This window comes from Sinorhizobium numidicum, from assembly GCF_029892045.1.
GTDB classification, from domain to species: Bacteria; Pseudomonadota; Alphaproteobacteria; order Rhizobiales; family Rhizobiaceae; genus Sinorhizobium; species Sinorhizobium numidicum.
On record NZ_CP120368.1, the window covers coordinates 2470714 to 2487037 of the forward strand.

Annotated in this window: 14 protein-coding genes; 5 read left to right on the top strand and 9 right to left on the bottom strand. The window is 62.7% G+C overall.

The window, feature by feature from the left end:
• Position 1 precedes the first annotated feature (1 nt).
• Positions 2-2083 (bottom strand): methyl-accepting chemotaxis protein, encoded by a 2082-nt coding sequence (locus PYH37_RS23115; RefSeq protein WP_280733760.1) that lies wholly within the window; start codon positions 2081-2083, stop codon positions 2-4.
• 253 nt (positions 2084-2336) lie between these two features.
• Here PYH37_RS23115 and PYH37_RS23120 point away from each other — a divergent pair, with 253 nt between their 5' ends.
• The 4 genes from PYH37_RS23120 (at position 2337) to PYH37_RS23135 (ending at position 6587) form a co-directional block, all read left to right on the top strand.
• The gene (locus PYH37_RS23120) at positions 2337-2495 is read left to right on the top strand and encodes a hypothetical protein (RefSeq protein WP_280733761.1); all 159 of its coding nucleotides are present in this window, start codon (positions 2337-2339) and stop codon (positions 2493-2495) included.
• 147 nt (positions 2496-2642) lie between these two features.
• Positions 2643-3242 (top strand): SCO family protein, encoded by a 600-nt coding sequence (locus PYH37_RS23125; RefSeq protein ID WP_280733763.1) that lies wholly within the window; start codon positions 2643-2645, stop codon positions 3240-3242.
• A 105-nt stretch (positions 3243-3347) separates the two neighbouring features.
• Entirely contained in the window at positions 3348-4223 is an 876-nt protein-coding gene (locus PYH37_RS23130; RefSeq protein ID WP_280733764.1) for a 50S ribosomal protein L11 methyltransferase, read from the top strand.
• Positions 4224-4751: 528 nt separating this feature from the next.
• Positions 4752-6587: an aminopeptidase P family protein gene (locus PYH37_RS23135; protein ID WP_280733766.1), complete on the top strand. Its 1836-nt coding sequence runs from the start codon at positions 4752-4754 to the stop codon at positions 6585-6587.
• Between the two features lie 239 nt (positions 6588-6826).
• On the opposite strand, the gene PYH37_RS23140 is transcribed toward PYH37_RS23135, so the two are convergent.
• The 5 genes from PYH37_RS23140 to panC all read right to left on the bottom strand — a co-directional run bounded on the left by PYH37_RS23140 (position 6827) and on the right by panC (position 10401).
• Positions 6827-7066 carry a hypothetical protein gene (locus PYH37_RS23140; protein WP_280733767.1) on the bottom strand — a complete coding sequence of 80 codons (240 nt, stop codon included), beginning with the start codon at positions 7064-7066 and terminating at the stop codon, positions 6827-6829.
• A 226-nt stretch (positions 7067-7292) separates the two neighbouring features.
• Positions 7293-7601, bottom strand: a complete 309-nt coding sequence (locus PYH37_RS23145; RefSeq protein WP_280733768.1) for an AzlD family protein — start codon at positions 7599-7601, stop codon at positions 7293-7295.
• A gap of 2 nt (positions 7602-7603) precedes the next feature.
• A complete protein-coding gene (locus tag PYH37_RS23150; RefSeq protein WP_280733769.1) occupies positions 7604-8320 on the bottom strand; it encodes an AzlC family ABC transporter permease in 717 nt (238 codons plus the stop codon).
• Between the two features lie 381 nt (positions 8321-8701).
• Positions 8702-9523 carry a 3-methyl-2-oxobutanoate hydroxymethyltransferase gene (gene panB, locus PYH37_RS23155; protein ID WP_280733770.1) on the bottom strand — a complete coding sequence of 274 codons (822 nt, stop codon included), beginning with the start codon at positions 9521-9523 and terminating at the stop codon, positions 8702-8704.
• Between the two features lie 2 nt (positions 9524-9525).
• Positions 9526-10401 (bottom strand): pantoate--beta-alanine ligase, encoded by an 876-nt coding sequence (gene panC / locus PYH37_RS23160; protein WP_280733771.1) that lies wholly within the window; start codon positions 10399-10401, stop codon positions 9526-9528.
• A 519-nt stretch (positions 10402-10920) separates the two neighbouring features.
• On the opposite strand from panC, the gene PYH37_RS23165 reads away from it, so the two are divergent.
• A complete protein-coding gene (locus tag PYH37_RS23165; RefSeq protein WP_280733772.1) occupies positions 10921-11325 on the top strand; it encodes a VOC family protein in 405 nt (134 codons plus the stop codon).
• 93 nt (positions 11326-11418) lie between these two features.
• On the opposite strand, the gene ligA is transcribed toward PYH37_RS23165, so the two are convergent.
• The 3 genes from ligA to PYH37_RS23180 form a co-directional block, all read right to left on the bottom strand.
• Positions 11419-13572, bottom strand: coding sequence for an NAD-dependent DNA ligase LigA (gene ligA, locus PYH37_RS23170; protein ID WP_280733774.1), 2154 nt, complete (start codon positions 13570-13572; stop codon positions 11419-11421).
• A 163-nt stretch (positions 13573-13735) separates the two neighbouring features.
• Positions 13736-15409: a DNA repair protein RecN gene (gene recN / locus PYH37_RS23175; RefSeq protein WP_280733775.1), complete on the bottom strand. Its 1674-nt coding sequence runs from the start codon at positions 15407-15409 to the stop codon at positions 13736-13738.
• A gap of 36 nt (positions 15410-15445) precedes the next feature.
• Entirely contained in the window at positions 15446-16312 is an 867-nt protein-coding gene (locus tag PYH37_RS23180; protein ID WP_280733776.1) for an outer membrane protein assembly factor BamD, read from the bottom strand.
• Between the last annotated feature and the right edge of the window lie 12 nt (positions 16313-16324).

Here is a 16324-nt window from a genome sequence, read left to right on the forward strand (position 1 = left end):
ATCAGAATTCTTCCCAATTGTCGCCGGACGCCGACGCCGATGGCGCGCCGCCCGATCTGTTGCCGAAAGCGCCCGCCAGCTTGCCCATAAGGGCCTTGGCGGGGGATGGAGCCGGGCGGGTGGATGCCTGGACGGTCGCGGGCTTGCGAAGCGTCATCGACCTTGCGGAGACCGTGGCGCTTGCGCTGATCGAAGCATTTGGCTTGGCCGAGGTGCTCCCCCTGACCGAGGGTTGCGCTACTGATGGAGCCGCTGTTCGAACGGCCGCTTCGCTCACCTGCCCGTGGCGGAACTGGCCGATGAGCTCGCTGAGCTTCTCGGCATCTTGCGCGAGCGTGTGGCTCGACGCATTGGTCTGTTCGACCATGGCAGCGTTCTGCTGCGTCATCTGATCGAGTTCGCCGACCGCGGTGCTGATTTCGTTGAGACCGGTCGACTGCTCGCGCGCCGCCATGACGATGGAGTTCATGTGCTCGTTGATGCATGCGACGTCGGCGCCGATGCGGCCGAGCGCGTCCCCGGTCGCCTGCACCAGCTTGACGCCGGTTTCGACCTCATTGCCCGAACGCGTCACCAGCGCCTTGATGTCCTTCGCGGCGCCGGCGGCGCGCTGGGCGAGTTCCCTCACCTCCTGAGCGACGACGGCGAAGCCCTTGCCGGCTTCCCCGGCGCGCGCAGCCTCGACGCCGGCATTGAGCGCCAGAAGATTGGTCTGGAAGGCGATCTCGTCGATGACGTTGATGATCTTGCCGATTTCATTCGAAGCAGCTTCGATGCGCGCCATGGCGGAGATCGCCTCGCCGACGATACGGCCGGATTCCTCGGCATTGGTGCGTGTGTCGCCGACCATGCGGCTCGCCTCTTCGGCGCGCTCGGTCGCGGCTTTCACCGTGACGGTGATCTCCTCCAGCGCCGCCGACGTCTGCTCCAGCGATGCCGCCTGTCTTTCCGTTCGCCGCGCCAGATCATCTGCGGCGCTTCGCATCTGGTGTCCGTTCGATTCGATCGAAGCCGTGTTCTCCTTCACGGTCGAAAGGACGTGACTGAGCTGCTCGACCGTATTGTTGAAATCACGCCGCACCGTATCGAGCCCCTCCTCGAAAGGCTCGCGGATTGCGACCGCCAGATTGCCTTCGGCAAGCTGGTTGAGCGCGAGGCCGAGCGCATCGACCGCGGCCTTTATCCGGGCGACCGCTTGCTCGCGCTCCGTTTCCTGGCGCACGCGTTCCCGCTCCCCTTCCGCGCGGCTCGCCGCAGCGTTCTGTTCGAGCGCCCTCTTTTCGATCGCCGAGGCCCGGAATAGCTCCACCGACCGCGCCATCTCGCCGATTTCATCGCCGCGCCTAAGCGCTGCCACCTCGGATGCAAAGTCGCCCGAATGAATTCGCTGCATGCTGTCGCGAAGCCCGAGAATGCCGCGACGCAACGTATTTCCGTGAAACCAGATCAGCCCGAGCAGGGTCGCCATTGCCAGCAAGCCGGCTGTTGCCTGCAGCATGAACGCATTCCTCGACGCGTCCTGAGTCTCGACTATACGGGTCGAGGCGAGCTCGGCAGCGGCTTCGCCCAATTGCGCCAGAGCCGCGCCCATCCGCTCCCCGCCGCCGTCGATCGCATCGTCTATGCGCGCGAATTCGTCCGCTTGTGCGCCGGCTTCCACCAGCGTCTTCAGGTCCGCCTCGATCGCCTTGCGCAATTCAGCGAGGTCGGCGTCGAAGCTCGAAAGGATTTCCGGCCTGCCGAGGAGGCGCGCCAGCGCCTCGACATCGGCTTTCTTCGTATCGAGTATCTGCAGCGAAGCCTTGATCCGTGCCGCACGCTCCGGCTGGATCCTACGTTCGTCGCGATCGACAATGGTGTCCATCGCCGCGAGCACCAGTTCGAGGCCGGCAAGCCGCATCTCCTCGACCGTCTTCATCCCGCGCTGGGCGATAACCGCTTTTTCAAGTGTTTCTTCCGAGCCGCGCTCCTCATACCAGCCGACGGCAAGCACGGAGCCGAAGCCGAGAAACGCGGCGCCCGCAAGCGTCGCCAGTCGCTGGCTGACCGAAAGGTTGCTCTTGACTGATGGAGATTTGTTCATTGGCTGGCAGTCCATGGCAATGGACCCGCCTGCCGCAGGCGAGGTCCTCCGTTACGATCGATGCGGAAGGCCGGACTCGATCAAACCGGATGACCTCATGTCATGTCGAAGTGGTGCACTTCTCCGCGCCGGTCGACACTGTCAAACAGACCTTAAACAATCGCTAATACATGGCTGCCAAGTTTGCGTGAAAGGCATAGGTTTCTCCTGTCCTTGCCCTTTCCTTGCCCGCTTGCGGTGCTATGATCCGATCATGCGCACAGAAACGAAGAAATCGCTTACGCCTCTCGGCCTCGCACTTCTCGCGAGCGTGCTTGCGCTTGTCTTCCTCCTCGCCTTCCAAGGCTGGGTCGCCCACGGGGCCGACATCTTCCTGTCCTTCGCCCAGGCAGGCCTGTCCTGGTGCTTCTGAAGCGGTATGAGGAAAAATGTGCAGCGGCTTTCCGCATTGATCTGATATACGGCTGCGGCAATTCTCCCCTTTGCGTTGGGCGCGGCGAAGCGGTATCACAACCCCACATTCAGTGACGGTCAGCCCGCAACAAAACCGGTAGCAGTGATGAAATCCATACGCATCGTTCTCTGGGTCGCCATCCTCGTCATGGTGGCCGTCCTCGGCTGGCTCACCTTCGACATGACCCGATCGAAGCAGCAGGCGTCGTCCGGTCCCTTCGGCGTCCCGTTCACGCTGGTCGCCCAAAATGGCCAGCCGATCACCGAAAAGGCCTTCACCGGCAAGCCAACGGCGCTCTTCTTCGGCTTCACCCACTGCCCTGAGGTTTGCCCGACCACTCTCTTTGAACTGAACGGCTGGCTGGAAAAAGTCGATCCGGACGGCAGCAAGCTGCAGGCCTATTTCATCACCGTCGATCCGGAGCGCGATACGCCGGAAGTGCTCGGCCAGTATGTTGCCAACGTCTCCAAGCGCATCACCGGCATCTCAGGCCCGCCCGAGAAGGTCCTGGAGATGGTCAAGGGTTATCGCGTCTACTACAAAAAGGTGCCGGTCGACGAGAAAGAGCCGGACGGCGATTACACGATGGATCATACCGCGTCCGTCTTCCTCCTCGATGCGAACGGTGAGTTCAGCGGCACCATCGCCTATGGCGAGAACCCGGAAACGGCCGTCCAGAAACTGGAAAATCTGAGCAGGGGCTGAGCCTTGCTCCGGCCGATTTCAACAAGGCGCCGGCGAGACCGGCGCTTTGCGTTTCCGCCGCTTTCATGATAGCCGCGGAGCAGACTGCGGCCGAAGGAAAAAACCTTGAGCGAGATACGACTTTTCGTCACCACCACCGAGAAAAGGGCGGAAGCCGTTCTCGACGTCATGAGCATGGTTTTCGTTGACGAAGACTATGCGATTGCGACCATGGAAATCGACGAGAAGCGCGATATCTGGGAAGCCTCGATCTACATGATGGCAGACGAGGAAGAGAGCGTGAAGGCGCGCCTTGGCGACGCGCTTGCAGCCGATTTCTCCGACCTTGCGATCGAGCGTGAGGTCCTGCCGGACATCGATTGGATCGCCAAGTCGCTGGAGGGGCTTGCCCCCGTTCGCGCCGGCCGCTTCGTCGTCCATGGCTCGCATGACCGCGACAAAGTGAAAACCGGCGAGATCGCCATCGAGATCGATGCCGGCCAAGCCTTCGGCACCGGCCATCACGGCACGACCGCCGGCTGCCTCGAGGTGCTTGCTTCTGTCGCGCGGACCCGCCCGGTCCACAACGTGCTCGACCTCGGTACCGGGAGCGGCGTTCTGGCGATCGCGGCCTGGAAACTGCTGCGCGTGCCGGTGCTTGCAACCGATATCGACCCGATCGCCACGAGCGTTGCCAAGGATAACGCCCGCCGCAACGGCGTCTCCACCGGCATGACCTTCGCAACCGCCCCCGGCTTCCACTCGACGGCGTTCAGAGCCAGCGGACCGTTCGATCTCATCATCGCCAACATCCTGGCGCGGCCACTGATCAAAATGGCGGCGCAGCTCGTCGCCAATCTCGCTCCCGGCGGCTCGGTCATTCTCTCCGGCATCCTCGCCGAACAGCGCTGGAAGGTACTCGCCGCCTATAACGGCCAGCACCTCAAGCATGTGCGTACAATCTGGCGCAACGGCTGGGTCACGATCCATCTGGCCAAATAGCGGCGCAGCTTTACGGTCAACACCGCAGGCGTTCCTCGCGGCTCACAAAATTTCAGGCATGGAAAACAAAAAGGCCGCCCAGTTCATCATGACGGGCGGCCTTTTCGAAACAAAGGCGATGCCGAAGCATCGCCTGTTAGCCGGCTTGTGACCGACCGTGCCCGCGAGCCTGAGGAGGAGGAGCGCTCGAGCGGGCTTCTACCGTTCCGAAATTGGCCACCCTTGAGGGAGGAGGAGAACAGAATGACCAACTATTCTCGGAACTGCAGCCTTTTGAACCACCGGATGTTCGTCCGTGTTCGTTGACCGGGCTTATAAACCATTATTCCGATAGAGATAGATATATTGCAGCATGGGTGCCATGCGCAGAGCGCATAAGTATGATGATTGGGCAAATGTCCGCTGCCGGCGGTGCGAGAGAGGTGACTGTTCATCGTCGGAACTCGCCCCTTTCCTCTTAAGCGGCCTTTCCGCTAACATGCCGGTCATCTCAGCCGCGGAATTCCGCCCATTTTACCGGAAATGTCCATGTTTCAGTCTTACGAAGTCACCTCCACGCCTCAATATGGCAAGGAGCGCACCGCCGCCCTGCGCGCCGCTTTCGCGCCGCTTGGCATCGACGGCTTCCTCGTGCCGCGTGCCGACGAGTTTCAGGGCGAATATGTGCCCGCCTCGTCCGAACGGCTTTCCTGGCTGACGGGCTTTACGGGTTCGGCCGGCGTCGCCCTCATCACCCAGCGTGAGGCGATCGTCTTCGTCGATGGCCGTTACGTCACCCAGCTCAAGGAGCAGGTGGACGGCAGCGTCTTTACCGGTGGCGATCTCATCGGCGAGCCGCCGCATGTCTGGCTGGAGGGCCACGGACCAAAAGGATTCCGTCTCGGCATCGATCCCTGGCTGCACACGGCCGCGGAGGTTCGCAGGCTCGAAAAGGCGTTGGCCGCGATCGACGGCGCGCTCGTCTTTCTCGACCATAATCCGCTCGACCGGATCTGGACCGGACGGCCTGCCGCGCCCCTGGGCCGCGTGACGATCCAGCCGATCGAGCATGCGGGGCAGCTTGCGAAGGACAAGATCGCCACCATTGGCGCGGCCGTTGAAAAGGCCAAGGCCGCCGCCGTCATCCTCACAGACCCCTCCTCCATCGCCTGGACCTTCAATATCCGCGGCAGCGACGTGCCGCATACGCCGCATCCGCTCGCGCGCGCCATCATCCATGCCAGCGGTCGCGCCGAAATTTTCCTCGACAAGCGCAAGACCGGCATCGAGCAGGAAGCCTATCTGACGCAGCTCGCCGATATCGAGGCTCCGGCCGGCTTCGACGATCGGCTGGCGGCGCTCGCATCAACCGGCTCGGTGATCGTGATCGACCCGGATCTTGCCCCCTTCGCGATCGGCGAACTGATCCGCGCCAATGGCGGCTCGGTTATCGAGTCCATCGATCCGGCTCGCCTGCCGCGCGCCCGCAAGAACGCCGCCGAGATCGCCGGTTCGGTCCGTGCGCATCTGCAGGACGGCGCCGCAATGGTCGAGTTCCTCGCCTGGCTTGATAAGACGGAGCCCGGCAGCGTCACGGAAATTGGCGCGGCGGAACGATTGGAGGCGACGCGCGCTACCGTCGGCGAGCGCATGCAGAATCCCTTGAAGGACATCTCTTTCGACACCATCGCCGGCGCCGGATCGCATGCGGCGATCATGCACTACCGCGTGACGACCGACACCGACCGGCCGATCGAGGCGGGAACCATGTTCCTGATCGATTCCGGGGCGCAATATATCAACGGCACGACCGACATCACCCGTACGGTTGCCATCGGCGCGGTACCCGAAGAGCAGAAGCGTTTCTTCACGCTGGTGCTGAAGGGCATGATCGCCATCAGCACGGCGCGCTTCCCGAAGGGCTCGCGCGGCGTCGACCTCGACCCGCTCGCCCGGATCGCGCTCTGGAAGGCGGGCGCCGACTATGCCCACGGCACCGGCCACGGCGTCGGCTCCTATCTCTCGGTGCACGAAGGACCGCAGCGCATCGCCCGGCTCGCCACGCAGGAACTCCTGTCCGGCATGATCCTTTCCAATGAGCCCGGCTACTATCGCCCCGGTGCCTTCGGCGTCCGTATCGAGAACCTGATCGTCGTCCAGGAGGCCTCGGAAATCGAGGGCGGCGACCTGCCGATGCTAGGCTTCGACACGCTGACCTTCTGCCCGATCGACCGGCGCCTCGTTCTCCCGGCATTGCTGACCGACGACGAGCTTGCCTGGCTGAACACCTATCATGTCGAGACACGGGAGAAGCTGATGCCGCTGCTTGCCGACGACAACACGCGCGACTGGCTGAAGGCCGCCACCGAAGCGATCTCACGCTAAGGAGGCGGCCGCTGGTTTTCGAGGGCGCGGGAGGCCCGGCGGCGGGGGTTGGGGCTATAGGGGCAGCCGGGCCTCCGTTGGGAGGTTCGATGTCTCTACCAACAACGCCGTTATATGTACCGCAACGCACAGATGTAACCCGGAAATTTTACTGGATTACAAGCTCGGTTCGACAATCATCAGTTGATTCGACACCCTCCTCGAAAAGCGAAAAAGCCGGGCGAGCCCGGCTTTTCCATTCAAATTCCCAGCAGTTTCTTTGCCTCGCCGAGCGCTGCCTCCGAACCGGCATGATCGCCGGCCGCGTGCAGATCCTCGCCCTGCTTGCGCAACTGCTTGACCTTGTTCATGTCGGCCTCGGAAAGGGAGGCAGTCTGCAGGGCCGAGTCGATCGCGGCCATCTGGCTGGGGCACGAATTGGCAAAGGCAGTCACAGGCGCCAGCGCCAGCAAAAGGGCAATCGAGATCCTGATCATCATGGTTCACTCCTCCACAACCAATTGAAAGTGCTACAGCAAATCCCTGCGCGTCTGATCGGACGCGCGGCGCTGTAGGGGCGGTTGCCTCTCCGGCAACGAAATGATGATAGTCCATGGCTGGCCCCGACGCCAATGCCGGACGTGGAGCTCAGCGCAACTTACGCGCCGTCTTTCACTCTGCAGCCAGCGGCGGCGATGGGCCCCGCCCGGAGGAAATAAGAAAAACCTACAAAACGAGGTGCCGGATCACCATCACCGCGGCCCAGCCGACAAGCAGCATGCGCAGCGTCGAAAAACGCATGCCGATGGCAAAGGCAACGAGCATCGACGCACCGACATCGAAGCCGCCATAGATGAAGGCCGGTGCCACGAGCGTCGTCAGCACCGCAGCCGGGACGGCGTTCAGCGCCGCCTCCAGGCGCGGTGGAATGTGCTTGAATTGGGTGATCAGCACATAGCCGCCGACCCGGGTTGCGAAGGTGGCGACCGCCGCGGCGATGATCAGGTAGATGAGATTGAGGTGCTGCGCATCCATGGCTAGGCCTCCTGTTCCATGGCCGGCACTTCCCCGCGCGCCGGCGTCTGCGGCAGGCAGGCGGCAAGCAGGATACCGGCAAGCGCGCCGATGCTGACATGCCAGGGCGAACCGACGAAATGCATGGCGCCGACCGAGGCGACTGCGCTGGCTGCAACGACGGGCAGAAACCGATCGCGTTTGCGGAAACCGAGCACCAGCCCGAGGAAATAGATCGGCAGCAGTACGTCGAGACCGATCGCCTTCGGATCGCCGATCAATTGCCCGAAGAGCGCGCCGATGAACGTGTTGATGAGCCAGGGAAAATAGATGATCAGCCCGAAGCCGAGATACCAGGAGAAGGTGACCGGAAGGCCGCGCTCGGCCCGCCTTTCGGTTTCCGCATATTGCGGATCGACGAGCAGGAAGAAAGTGAAGAACTTCTGCACGAACGTAAAGTGCCGGATATGCCGCGCTATCGAGGCTGAATAGAGCACGTGGCGGAAGTTGACCGCGAAGACCGAGAGCACGACGAGCCACGGCTGGACATTGTTGCCGAAAAGCTCGATGCCGACCATCTGGCTGGCGCCGGCGTAGACGGTCGCGCTCATCAGCACCGCATCGGCGATGGAAAAGCCGTTCTCGACGGCAAGCGCGCCAAAAAGCGCGCCGAAGGGCGACGCCGCCAACATCACGGCAAAGCCGCCGCGCAAGCCCTCCCGGAAGTCGTTTTTCTTCATGGAAACCTCCCGCGGGGAGCCGTTGCGCAAGAGCGCATTCCCGCAAACGCTTGCCGGGACAGATAGGTGTTGGCGCCGGCTGCGACAATTCAATTACGCTGATGCAGTGATTGAATTTTCTGATGGCTGGCGGAGCGACGGCCTCCGCCCTCATGCCTTTCGTCCCACCCGTCTCCTCATTCCTGTGCTTGTCACAGGAATCCAGCCACGGCGCGTCCGCGCCGTGAGTGACTCGCTGCGAGAACACTGTTCAAAGCGGAGGAGCCTTTTCGTCCGCGCGGCTGTCTAGTGTCTAGCGCTTGCGAAGGCCAAAAGAGTATCCCGCGCCGCCGACGCGGGGCCTAGCCCCATAAATACGGCTGCGGAGCACGTCCCAGCCTATCAGCGCTTGAGCTGGAACGTATGCTCGATGCCGGGAAACGTGCGGGCCTTCACCTCGTTGGCATAGGCTTCCACCGCCTTCGAGATCGCCGGCGCCAGTTCGGCGAAATGCTTGACGAAGCGCGGCTTGAAATCGTTGAAAAGACCGAGCATGTCGTCGGAGACGAGAATCTGGCCATCGCAGGCGGGCGAGGCGCCGATGCCGATGGTCGGTGCGCGCAGGGTCGCGGTGATCTCGCGGGCAACTGGCTCGACCGTGCCCTCGATGACGATCGCGAAGGCGCCGGCGTCGTCGATCGCCTTTGCGTCACGGCGGATCTTCGCCACTTCCTTGTCGTTGCGCCCGACCGAGCGATAGCCGCCGGTGGTGTTGACGAGCTGCGGCATCAGTCCGACATGGCCGAGCACCGGAATGCCGCGGCTGACAAGGAATTCCACGGTCTCGGCCATCTCCGCGCCACCCTCGAGCTTCACCGCGCTGCAGCCCGTCTCCTTCAAGACGCGCGCGGCGCTGCGGAAAGCCTGCTCCTTCGATTCCTGATAGGAGCCGAAGGGCAGATCGACGACGACGCAGGCGCGCTCAGCGCCGCGCATCACCGCTTGGCCGTGGGCGATCATCATGTCGAGCGTAACGCCGACCGTGGTGTCGAGGCCGTAGAGCACCATGCCGAGCGAGTCGCCGACAAGCAGGAAATCCACATGCGGGTCGAGGAGCCGCGCGATCGGCGTCGTATAGGCCGTGAGGCTGACGATCGGGCGATCGCCCTTCAAGGCTTCGATACTGGCGGGGCTGAGCCGCCGCTTCGTGGTCTGGACGCTCATTCTCAGGCAACCTTTGCAAAACGGGCGGATTTCGGAACGATAACGCGGTTATCAAGCAGCTTCGTCATGCCGAAACGGACGAAGAGCAGGAGGAGGACAGGCTTTTCGCCGATTTCGTTTACCGGCTCCAGCGTTTCCGGATCGCGAAGCGCCACGACTTCGGGCCGGGCCAACGGCTCGCTGGCAAGGAGTTCGATGACACCCTTCTCGACCGCCGCCGGATCGGTGAGGCCGCTCGCGATCAGCCGCTCGGCCTCGTCCGGCGCCTTCGGCACGATCGCGGCGGCGCGGCGCTCGTCGGCCGTCAAATAGACATTACGCGACGAACAGGCGAGACCATCGGCTTCGCGCACCGTCGGCACGCCGACGACGGAGACGGGCTGCGCCAGATCCTCGACCATGCGGCGGATGATCTGCAACTGCTGGAAATCCTTCTCGCCGAAATAGGCGCGATCCGGCTGGACAATGTTGAAAAGCTTGGTGACGACAGTCGCGACGCCGGCGAAATGCCCAGGTCTCACGGAGCCTTCGAGCTCGGATCCGAGTTTCGGCAGGTCGACGACGGTCTCCATCGGCCGCGGATACATGTCGGAAACGCCGGGCGCAAAGAGAAAATCGACACCGCCCGCCGCCAGCATCTTCTCGTCGCGAGCGAGATCACGCGGATATTTGGCAAGGTCTTCTTTCGGCCCGAACTGTAGCGGATTGACGAAAATGCTGGCGACAACCACGTCGTTCTCACTGCGCGCACGGCGCACGAGCTCCATATGGCCGACATGAAGATAGCCCATTGTCGGGACCAGGCCGATGGACCTGCCCGCCCGCCGGTGCTCGGCAAGGGCCGCGCGCAGCTCGGCGATGGTGCTGATGGTTTTCATCTCCGGACCCTCCAATCCGCCGGGGCGGCAAAGACGCGCCCGCTTCGCTGATATGGCTACTGCATGATTCCTTAAATCGGAACCGATTTAAGGAATCATGCAGCACTTCAAAGTGCTACAGCGGCCTTTGCGCGTCTGATATGGCGCGCGGCGCTGTAGTGGCCAGCCCCGCGAAAAGGCATTTGCACAAATTTTGGCTGCAATCTCTATCTTGTGCAGCGCAAAAATACAAACGGAAATGGTGCCGGGAAGAGACCGCCGAAACCGAAAAGGCAGGGCGGTTGCCTCCAACCTGTCTCTGGTCCGGCTGACGAAATCGTACCGCTGTTCCGCTCGTGGATTTTGTCGCCGAGCTCTGCAAACGGAATCACCTGGCTGAACGGTTCGCCGGCAGTCTGGGTTGATCGGGCACTTGAAACCCAGATCCTCGACGCCAGATAAAAATCTCGCGCGGGCCGTCGGCGGGCGGCAATCGCCTTCGTCCTTGGCGCATTAAGTCATCTTCACGAGGAGCATCCCATGCGCATGATTTTCGTCAATCTGCCGGTCAAGGATCTGAAAGCCTCAAGGGCGTTCTTTTCCGCTCTCGGCTTCACGTTCAACGAGCAATTCTCGGACGACACGGCAGCCTGCCTCGTGATCGACGAGAATATCTTCGCCATGCTTTTGACGGAGCTGCGCTTCCGCGACTTCATCACCGGCGAGATCAGCGACACGTCGAAGGGCACGGAAGTTATTACCGCGCTTTCCGCCTCGAGCCGCGCCGAGTGCGACGACATGCTTGCGAAGGCGCTTGCCGCCGGCGGTAAGCCCTGGAAACCGGCGATCGACTACGGCTCCATGTACGGCATCAGCTTCCAGGATCTCGACGGTCACGTCTGGGAATTCATGTGGATGGATATGTCGGCGGAGCAAGCGGCCTGATCGCCAAGCCATCCCGCAACAATGAACGCCCACCGCATCACACCGGTGGGCGTTTTCCGTTTGAGAGCCGTAGTGGTGGTGCGACCACACGGATTATCCGCCGATCAGCGCCAGCCATTCGTCCTCGTCCATCGTCTGAATACCGAACTCGCGGGCCTTGTCGAGCTTCGAGCCGGCGCCCGGACCGGCGACGACGATGTCGGTTTTCTTCGACACCGAGCCGGCGACCTTGGCCCCAAGGCTTTCCGCCTTGGCCTTGGCCTCGTCACGCGTCATCTTCTCCAGCGAGCCGGTGAACACCACCGTCTTGCCGGCGACGGGGCTGTCGGTCGCAACCGGCATTTCTGTACTTTCCGGCGTCACCTCTTCAAGCAGCCGCGAGACAACCTCGATGTTGCGCGGCTCCTTATAGAATTCGATGATGGCGCGGGCGACGACCTCGCCGATGCCCTCGATGCTGTTGAGCTCGGCCCAGGCCTCGCCTGAAAAACGCGCAGCCTCCGTCATCGCTTCGCTGAAAGCTGCGTAGTTGCCGTAGGACCGCGCAAGCAGCTTGGCCGTCGTCTCGCCCACGTGGCGGATGCCGAGCGCATAGATGAAACGGTGAAGCGCGATGGAGCGCCGCGTATTGATCGCGTCGTAAAGCTTTCTGACGCTGACCTTGCCGAAACCTTCGATGTTTTCGAGCTTGGTAATCGAGGTCTCCTGCCGGCGCTCCAGCGTGAAGATGTCAGGCGCGGTGCGGATCGATAGCGCCGGGTCTTCGCTTTCGAAGAAGTACTCGATCTGCTTGGCACCGAGCCCTTCGATATCGAAGGCATAGCGCGAGACAAAATGTTTCAGGTGCTCGACCGCCTGCGCCCGGCAGACGAACCCGCCAGTGCAACGCCGCACTGCATCGACCTTGCCGGTCTTCTCGTTGATGTCGCGCACGGCATGGCTGCCGCAGACCGGGCATGTCTTCGGGAAACTGTAGGGCTCCGCGCCTTCCGGCCGCTCGTCAAGCACCACATCGACGATCTGGGGGATGACGTCCCCTGCCCGCTGGACGATGACCATGTCGCCGATGCGGATGTCGCGTCCCTCGCGGATCGGCTCGCCGTTGTTGCCGACGCCGCGGATGTAATCCTCGTTATGCAGGGTCGCATTGGTGACAACCACGCCGCCGACGGTGATCGGTTCAAGTCGCGCGACCGGCGTCAACGCGCCGGTGCGGCCGACCTGAATATCGATGCCCTTGAGCCGCGTAAAAGCCTTCTCGGCCGGGAACTTGTGGGCCGTCGCCCAGCGCGGCGAGCGCGAGCGGAAGCCGAGCCGCGCCTGCAGGTCGAGTCGGTCCACCTTGTAGACGACGCCATCGATGTCGTAATCGAGATCCGGCCGTTCGCGCTCGATATGGTGATAATGCTCCAGCAGTTCGTCGGCAGAGGAAAGGCGCCGCATCAGCGGACTGACCGGAAAGCCCCACGCTCTGAAGGCCTCGACCATGCCGAACTGCGTATCGGCTGGCATCGCCGACATCTGGCCCCAGGCATAGGCGAAGAACCGGAGCTTGCGGCTTGCCGTAACCCTGGGATCGAGCTGCCTGAGCGAGCCGGAAGCGGTATTGCGCGGGTTGACGTAAAGCGGTCTTCCCTGCGCTGCCATCTCGGCATTGAGGGCGGCGAAATCGGATTTCGCCATGTAGATTTCGCCGCGCACTTCGACGATGTCGGGCGCATCGGCCGGAAGCGTCTGCGGGATCATGCGAATCGTGCGGACATTGGCGGTGACGTTTTCGCCGGTCGTGCCGTCGCCGCGCGTCGCCGCCGTCACCAGCCGGCGGTTCTCGTAGCGCAACGACATCGAAAGTCCATCGATCTTCGGCTCGGCGGTAAAAGCGATCGAATGATCCGGAAGCCGTCCCAGAAAACGGTAGATGCCGGCGAGGAAATCGCGGGCGTCCTCGTCGGAAAAGGTGTTGTCGAGCGAGAGCATCGGCCGCGCATGAACGACCGGTTGAAAGGTGAGCGACGGCGCCGCACCCACCTTGCGCGAGGGGCTGTCCTCGCGGATGAGAGCCGGAAAGCGCGCCTCGATCAGATCGTTGCGCCGCTTCAACGCGTCGTAATCCGCGTCCGAAATCTCGGGTGCATCCTGGCCGTGGTAGAGCGCATCGTGCCGGGCAAGCTCCGATGCAAGGAAGGCGAGCTCCTCGGCCGCTTCCGATTCGGTCAGTTGTTCGACGGGTTTTTTCTCGTTCAGCATGCGCGACGACTCCGGATTCGAGAGTCGTTTTATAGCAAAGATCGATGATGGGAAGACCGGTCCGCTTGCGTTTTCGACGCGTATGGATTGGTAACCGCCGCCGCTGCATCCGCACGGTCACGCATGCGCTTACGTGCCAAGGCAATGGAGCCAGGAAAGACGATCAGCCGTTGCCGGAAAGCAGTCGTGCTGCCGCCGCCCTCGCCTCCTCGGTGATCGAGGCGCCGGCGAGCATACGGGCGATCTCTTCGGTACGCGCCTCATCGTCCATGCGGGCGACGCGGGTCGCAATCGTCTCGGCTTTTTCCGCCGACGGTCCTTTCGAGATCAGGAGATGCGTCGCAGCGCGCGCGGCAACCTGCGGCGCGTGCGTCACGGACAGCACCTGGACGTTGCCGGAAAGCCGCTTCAGCCGCTGGCCGATCGCGTCCGCCACCGCGCCGCCGACGCCGGTGTCGATTTCGTCGAAAACGAGCGTTGGCGCCGAGCCGCGATCGGCAAGCGCCACCTTTAGTGCCAAGAGGAAGCGCGAAAGCTCACCGCCGGAGGCGACCTTCATGATCGGGCCGGGCCGCGTGCCGGGGTTGGTCTGAACGTGGAACTCGACAAGATCGATGCCGTCGGCCGTCGGCGAGACCGGATCGCTTGCGACTTCGACCATGAAGCGCGCGCGCTCGAGCTTCAAAGCAGGCAGTTCCGCCATCACGGCAGCCGAAAGCGCCTCTGCCGTATTATGGCGCTTCTCCGACAGCGAGCGCGCCGCGGCATCGAAGGCCGCTCTTGCCTCGGCAACCTGCACTTCAAGCTGCTTCAGCTTCTCCTCGCCGGCATCGAGGTCGGCGAGATCGGCGATCATCCGCACGGCAAGCGCCGGCAGTTCGGTGACGGGCACGGAATATTTGCGGCTGGCAGCGCGCAACGCAAACAGCCGTTCCTCGACGCGCTCCAGTTCCTTCGGGTCGAACTCGGTGTTGCGCAGCGCCCGCTCCACCGCCATTTGCGCGTCGGAAAGCTGATTCAGCGCTCCGTCCAGAAGCTCGACGGTCTCTTCGAGCAGGCCCGGCGCCTCATGGCTCTTGCGCTCGAGGCGCCGCACCAACGAGGCGATCAGCGGTACCGGCGAGGTATTGCCGTTCAGGAATTCGGACGCCTCGCTGATGTCGCCGGCGATGCGCTCGGCTTTCATCATCCGCGCCCGGCTTTCGGCCAGTTCGTCTTCCTCGCCGTCGCGCGGCGAAAGCCTTTCCAGTTCCTCGACCGAGGAGCGCAGATAGTCCGCTTCGCGCGCCGCCGCCTCGACGCGCTCGCGATGTTTCTTCAGTCCGCGTTCGGCGTCCTTCCAGGCACGATAGAGCGCCGCGACCTCCACTGCCGCCTCGGTGGTGCCACCGAAGGCATCAAGCAGCGCCCGATGCGCGTCCGTATCGACAAGCGCCCGGTCGTCGTGCTGGCCATGGATTTCCACGAGCGTCTGGCCCATCTGCCGCATGAGTTGCACGCTGACCGGCTGGTCGTTGATGAAGGCCTTGGTGCGGCCGTCGGCAGATTGCACGCGGCGGAAGATCAAATCGCCGTCGTCGTCGATGCCGTTTTCGCGAAGCAGCAGCCGCGCCGTATGAGCGATGGGAACATCGAAAACGGCAGTCACCTGCCCCTTGTCTTCGCCGTGCCGCACAAGCGAGCCGTCGCCCCGGCCGCCAAGCGCCAGGGACAGGCTGTCGAGAAGAATGGATTTGCCGGCGCCGGTTTCGCCGGTGAGCACGGAGAGCCCAGCGTCGAAATTGAGATCAAGCCGTTCGATCAGGACGATATCGCGGATCGAGAGCTGGGCGAGCATCCGGGTTCATATCTTCCTTGTCGGGCGCCGAGGGAGTCAGGCGCCGATGAGTCTCTTGCCCGCGCGTGCGATCCACGAGCCGCCGCTCTCGCGCGGCTCAAACCCGCCCGACTGCAGAAGCTTGAAGGAGTCGGCATACCACTGGCTGTCCGGATAGTTGTGCCCAAGCACCGCCGCCGCGGTCTGCGCCTCCGAGGTCACGCCCATGGCGTAATAGGCTTCCACGAGACGGGCGAGCGCTTCCTCGACCTGATTGGTGTTCGAGTATTGCTCGACGACGACGCGGAAACGGGAAACGGCGGCAAGATATTCCTTGCGCTCGAGATAGTAACGGCCGACCTGCATCTCCTTGCCGGCGAGTTGGTCACGGGCAAAGCGGATCTTGGACTGGGCATCGTCGACATATTGCGAATCGGGATATTTATCGATGACCGCCTGCATGGCTTCGATCGCTTTCATCGCCGGCCTCTGGTCCTGCGTCACCGCCGGAATCTGCTTCGTATAAGCAAGGCCCTGGATGTACTGCGCGTAAGCCGCGTCTTCCGATTGCGGATAGAGGTTCAGATAGCGGCTGGTGGCGTTGATCGAGTCCTGATACTGGCCGTTGCGGTAGGCGACGAAGGCGTTCATCACCAGCGCCTTGCGCGCGTATTCGGAGAACGGATGCTGCCGGTCGAGCGCCTCGAACTTGCGCGCAGCTTCCGTCGTCTTGCCGGCATTGAGATTGGCAAGGCCTTGGTTGTAGAGCACCTCGGGCGGATCGGTCTCGACGGTAAGTTTGGTGATGTCGATATCCGGATCGTTCTGGCAGGCCGTGATCAGGCCGCTGCCGACGACAGTCGCGAGAACCACCGTAACGACGCGCGCTGATTTTTTTATATCAACAGAAACTGCAAGGACCATCGGATATTCCCG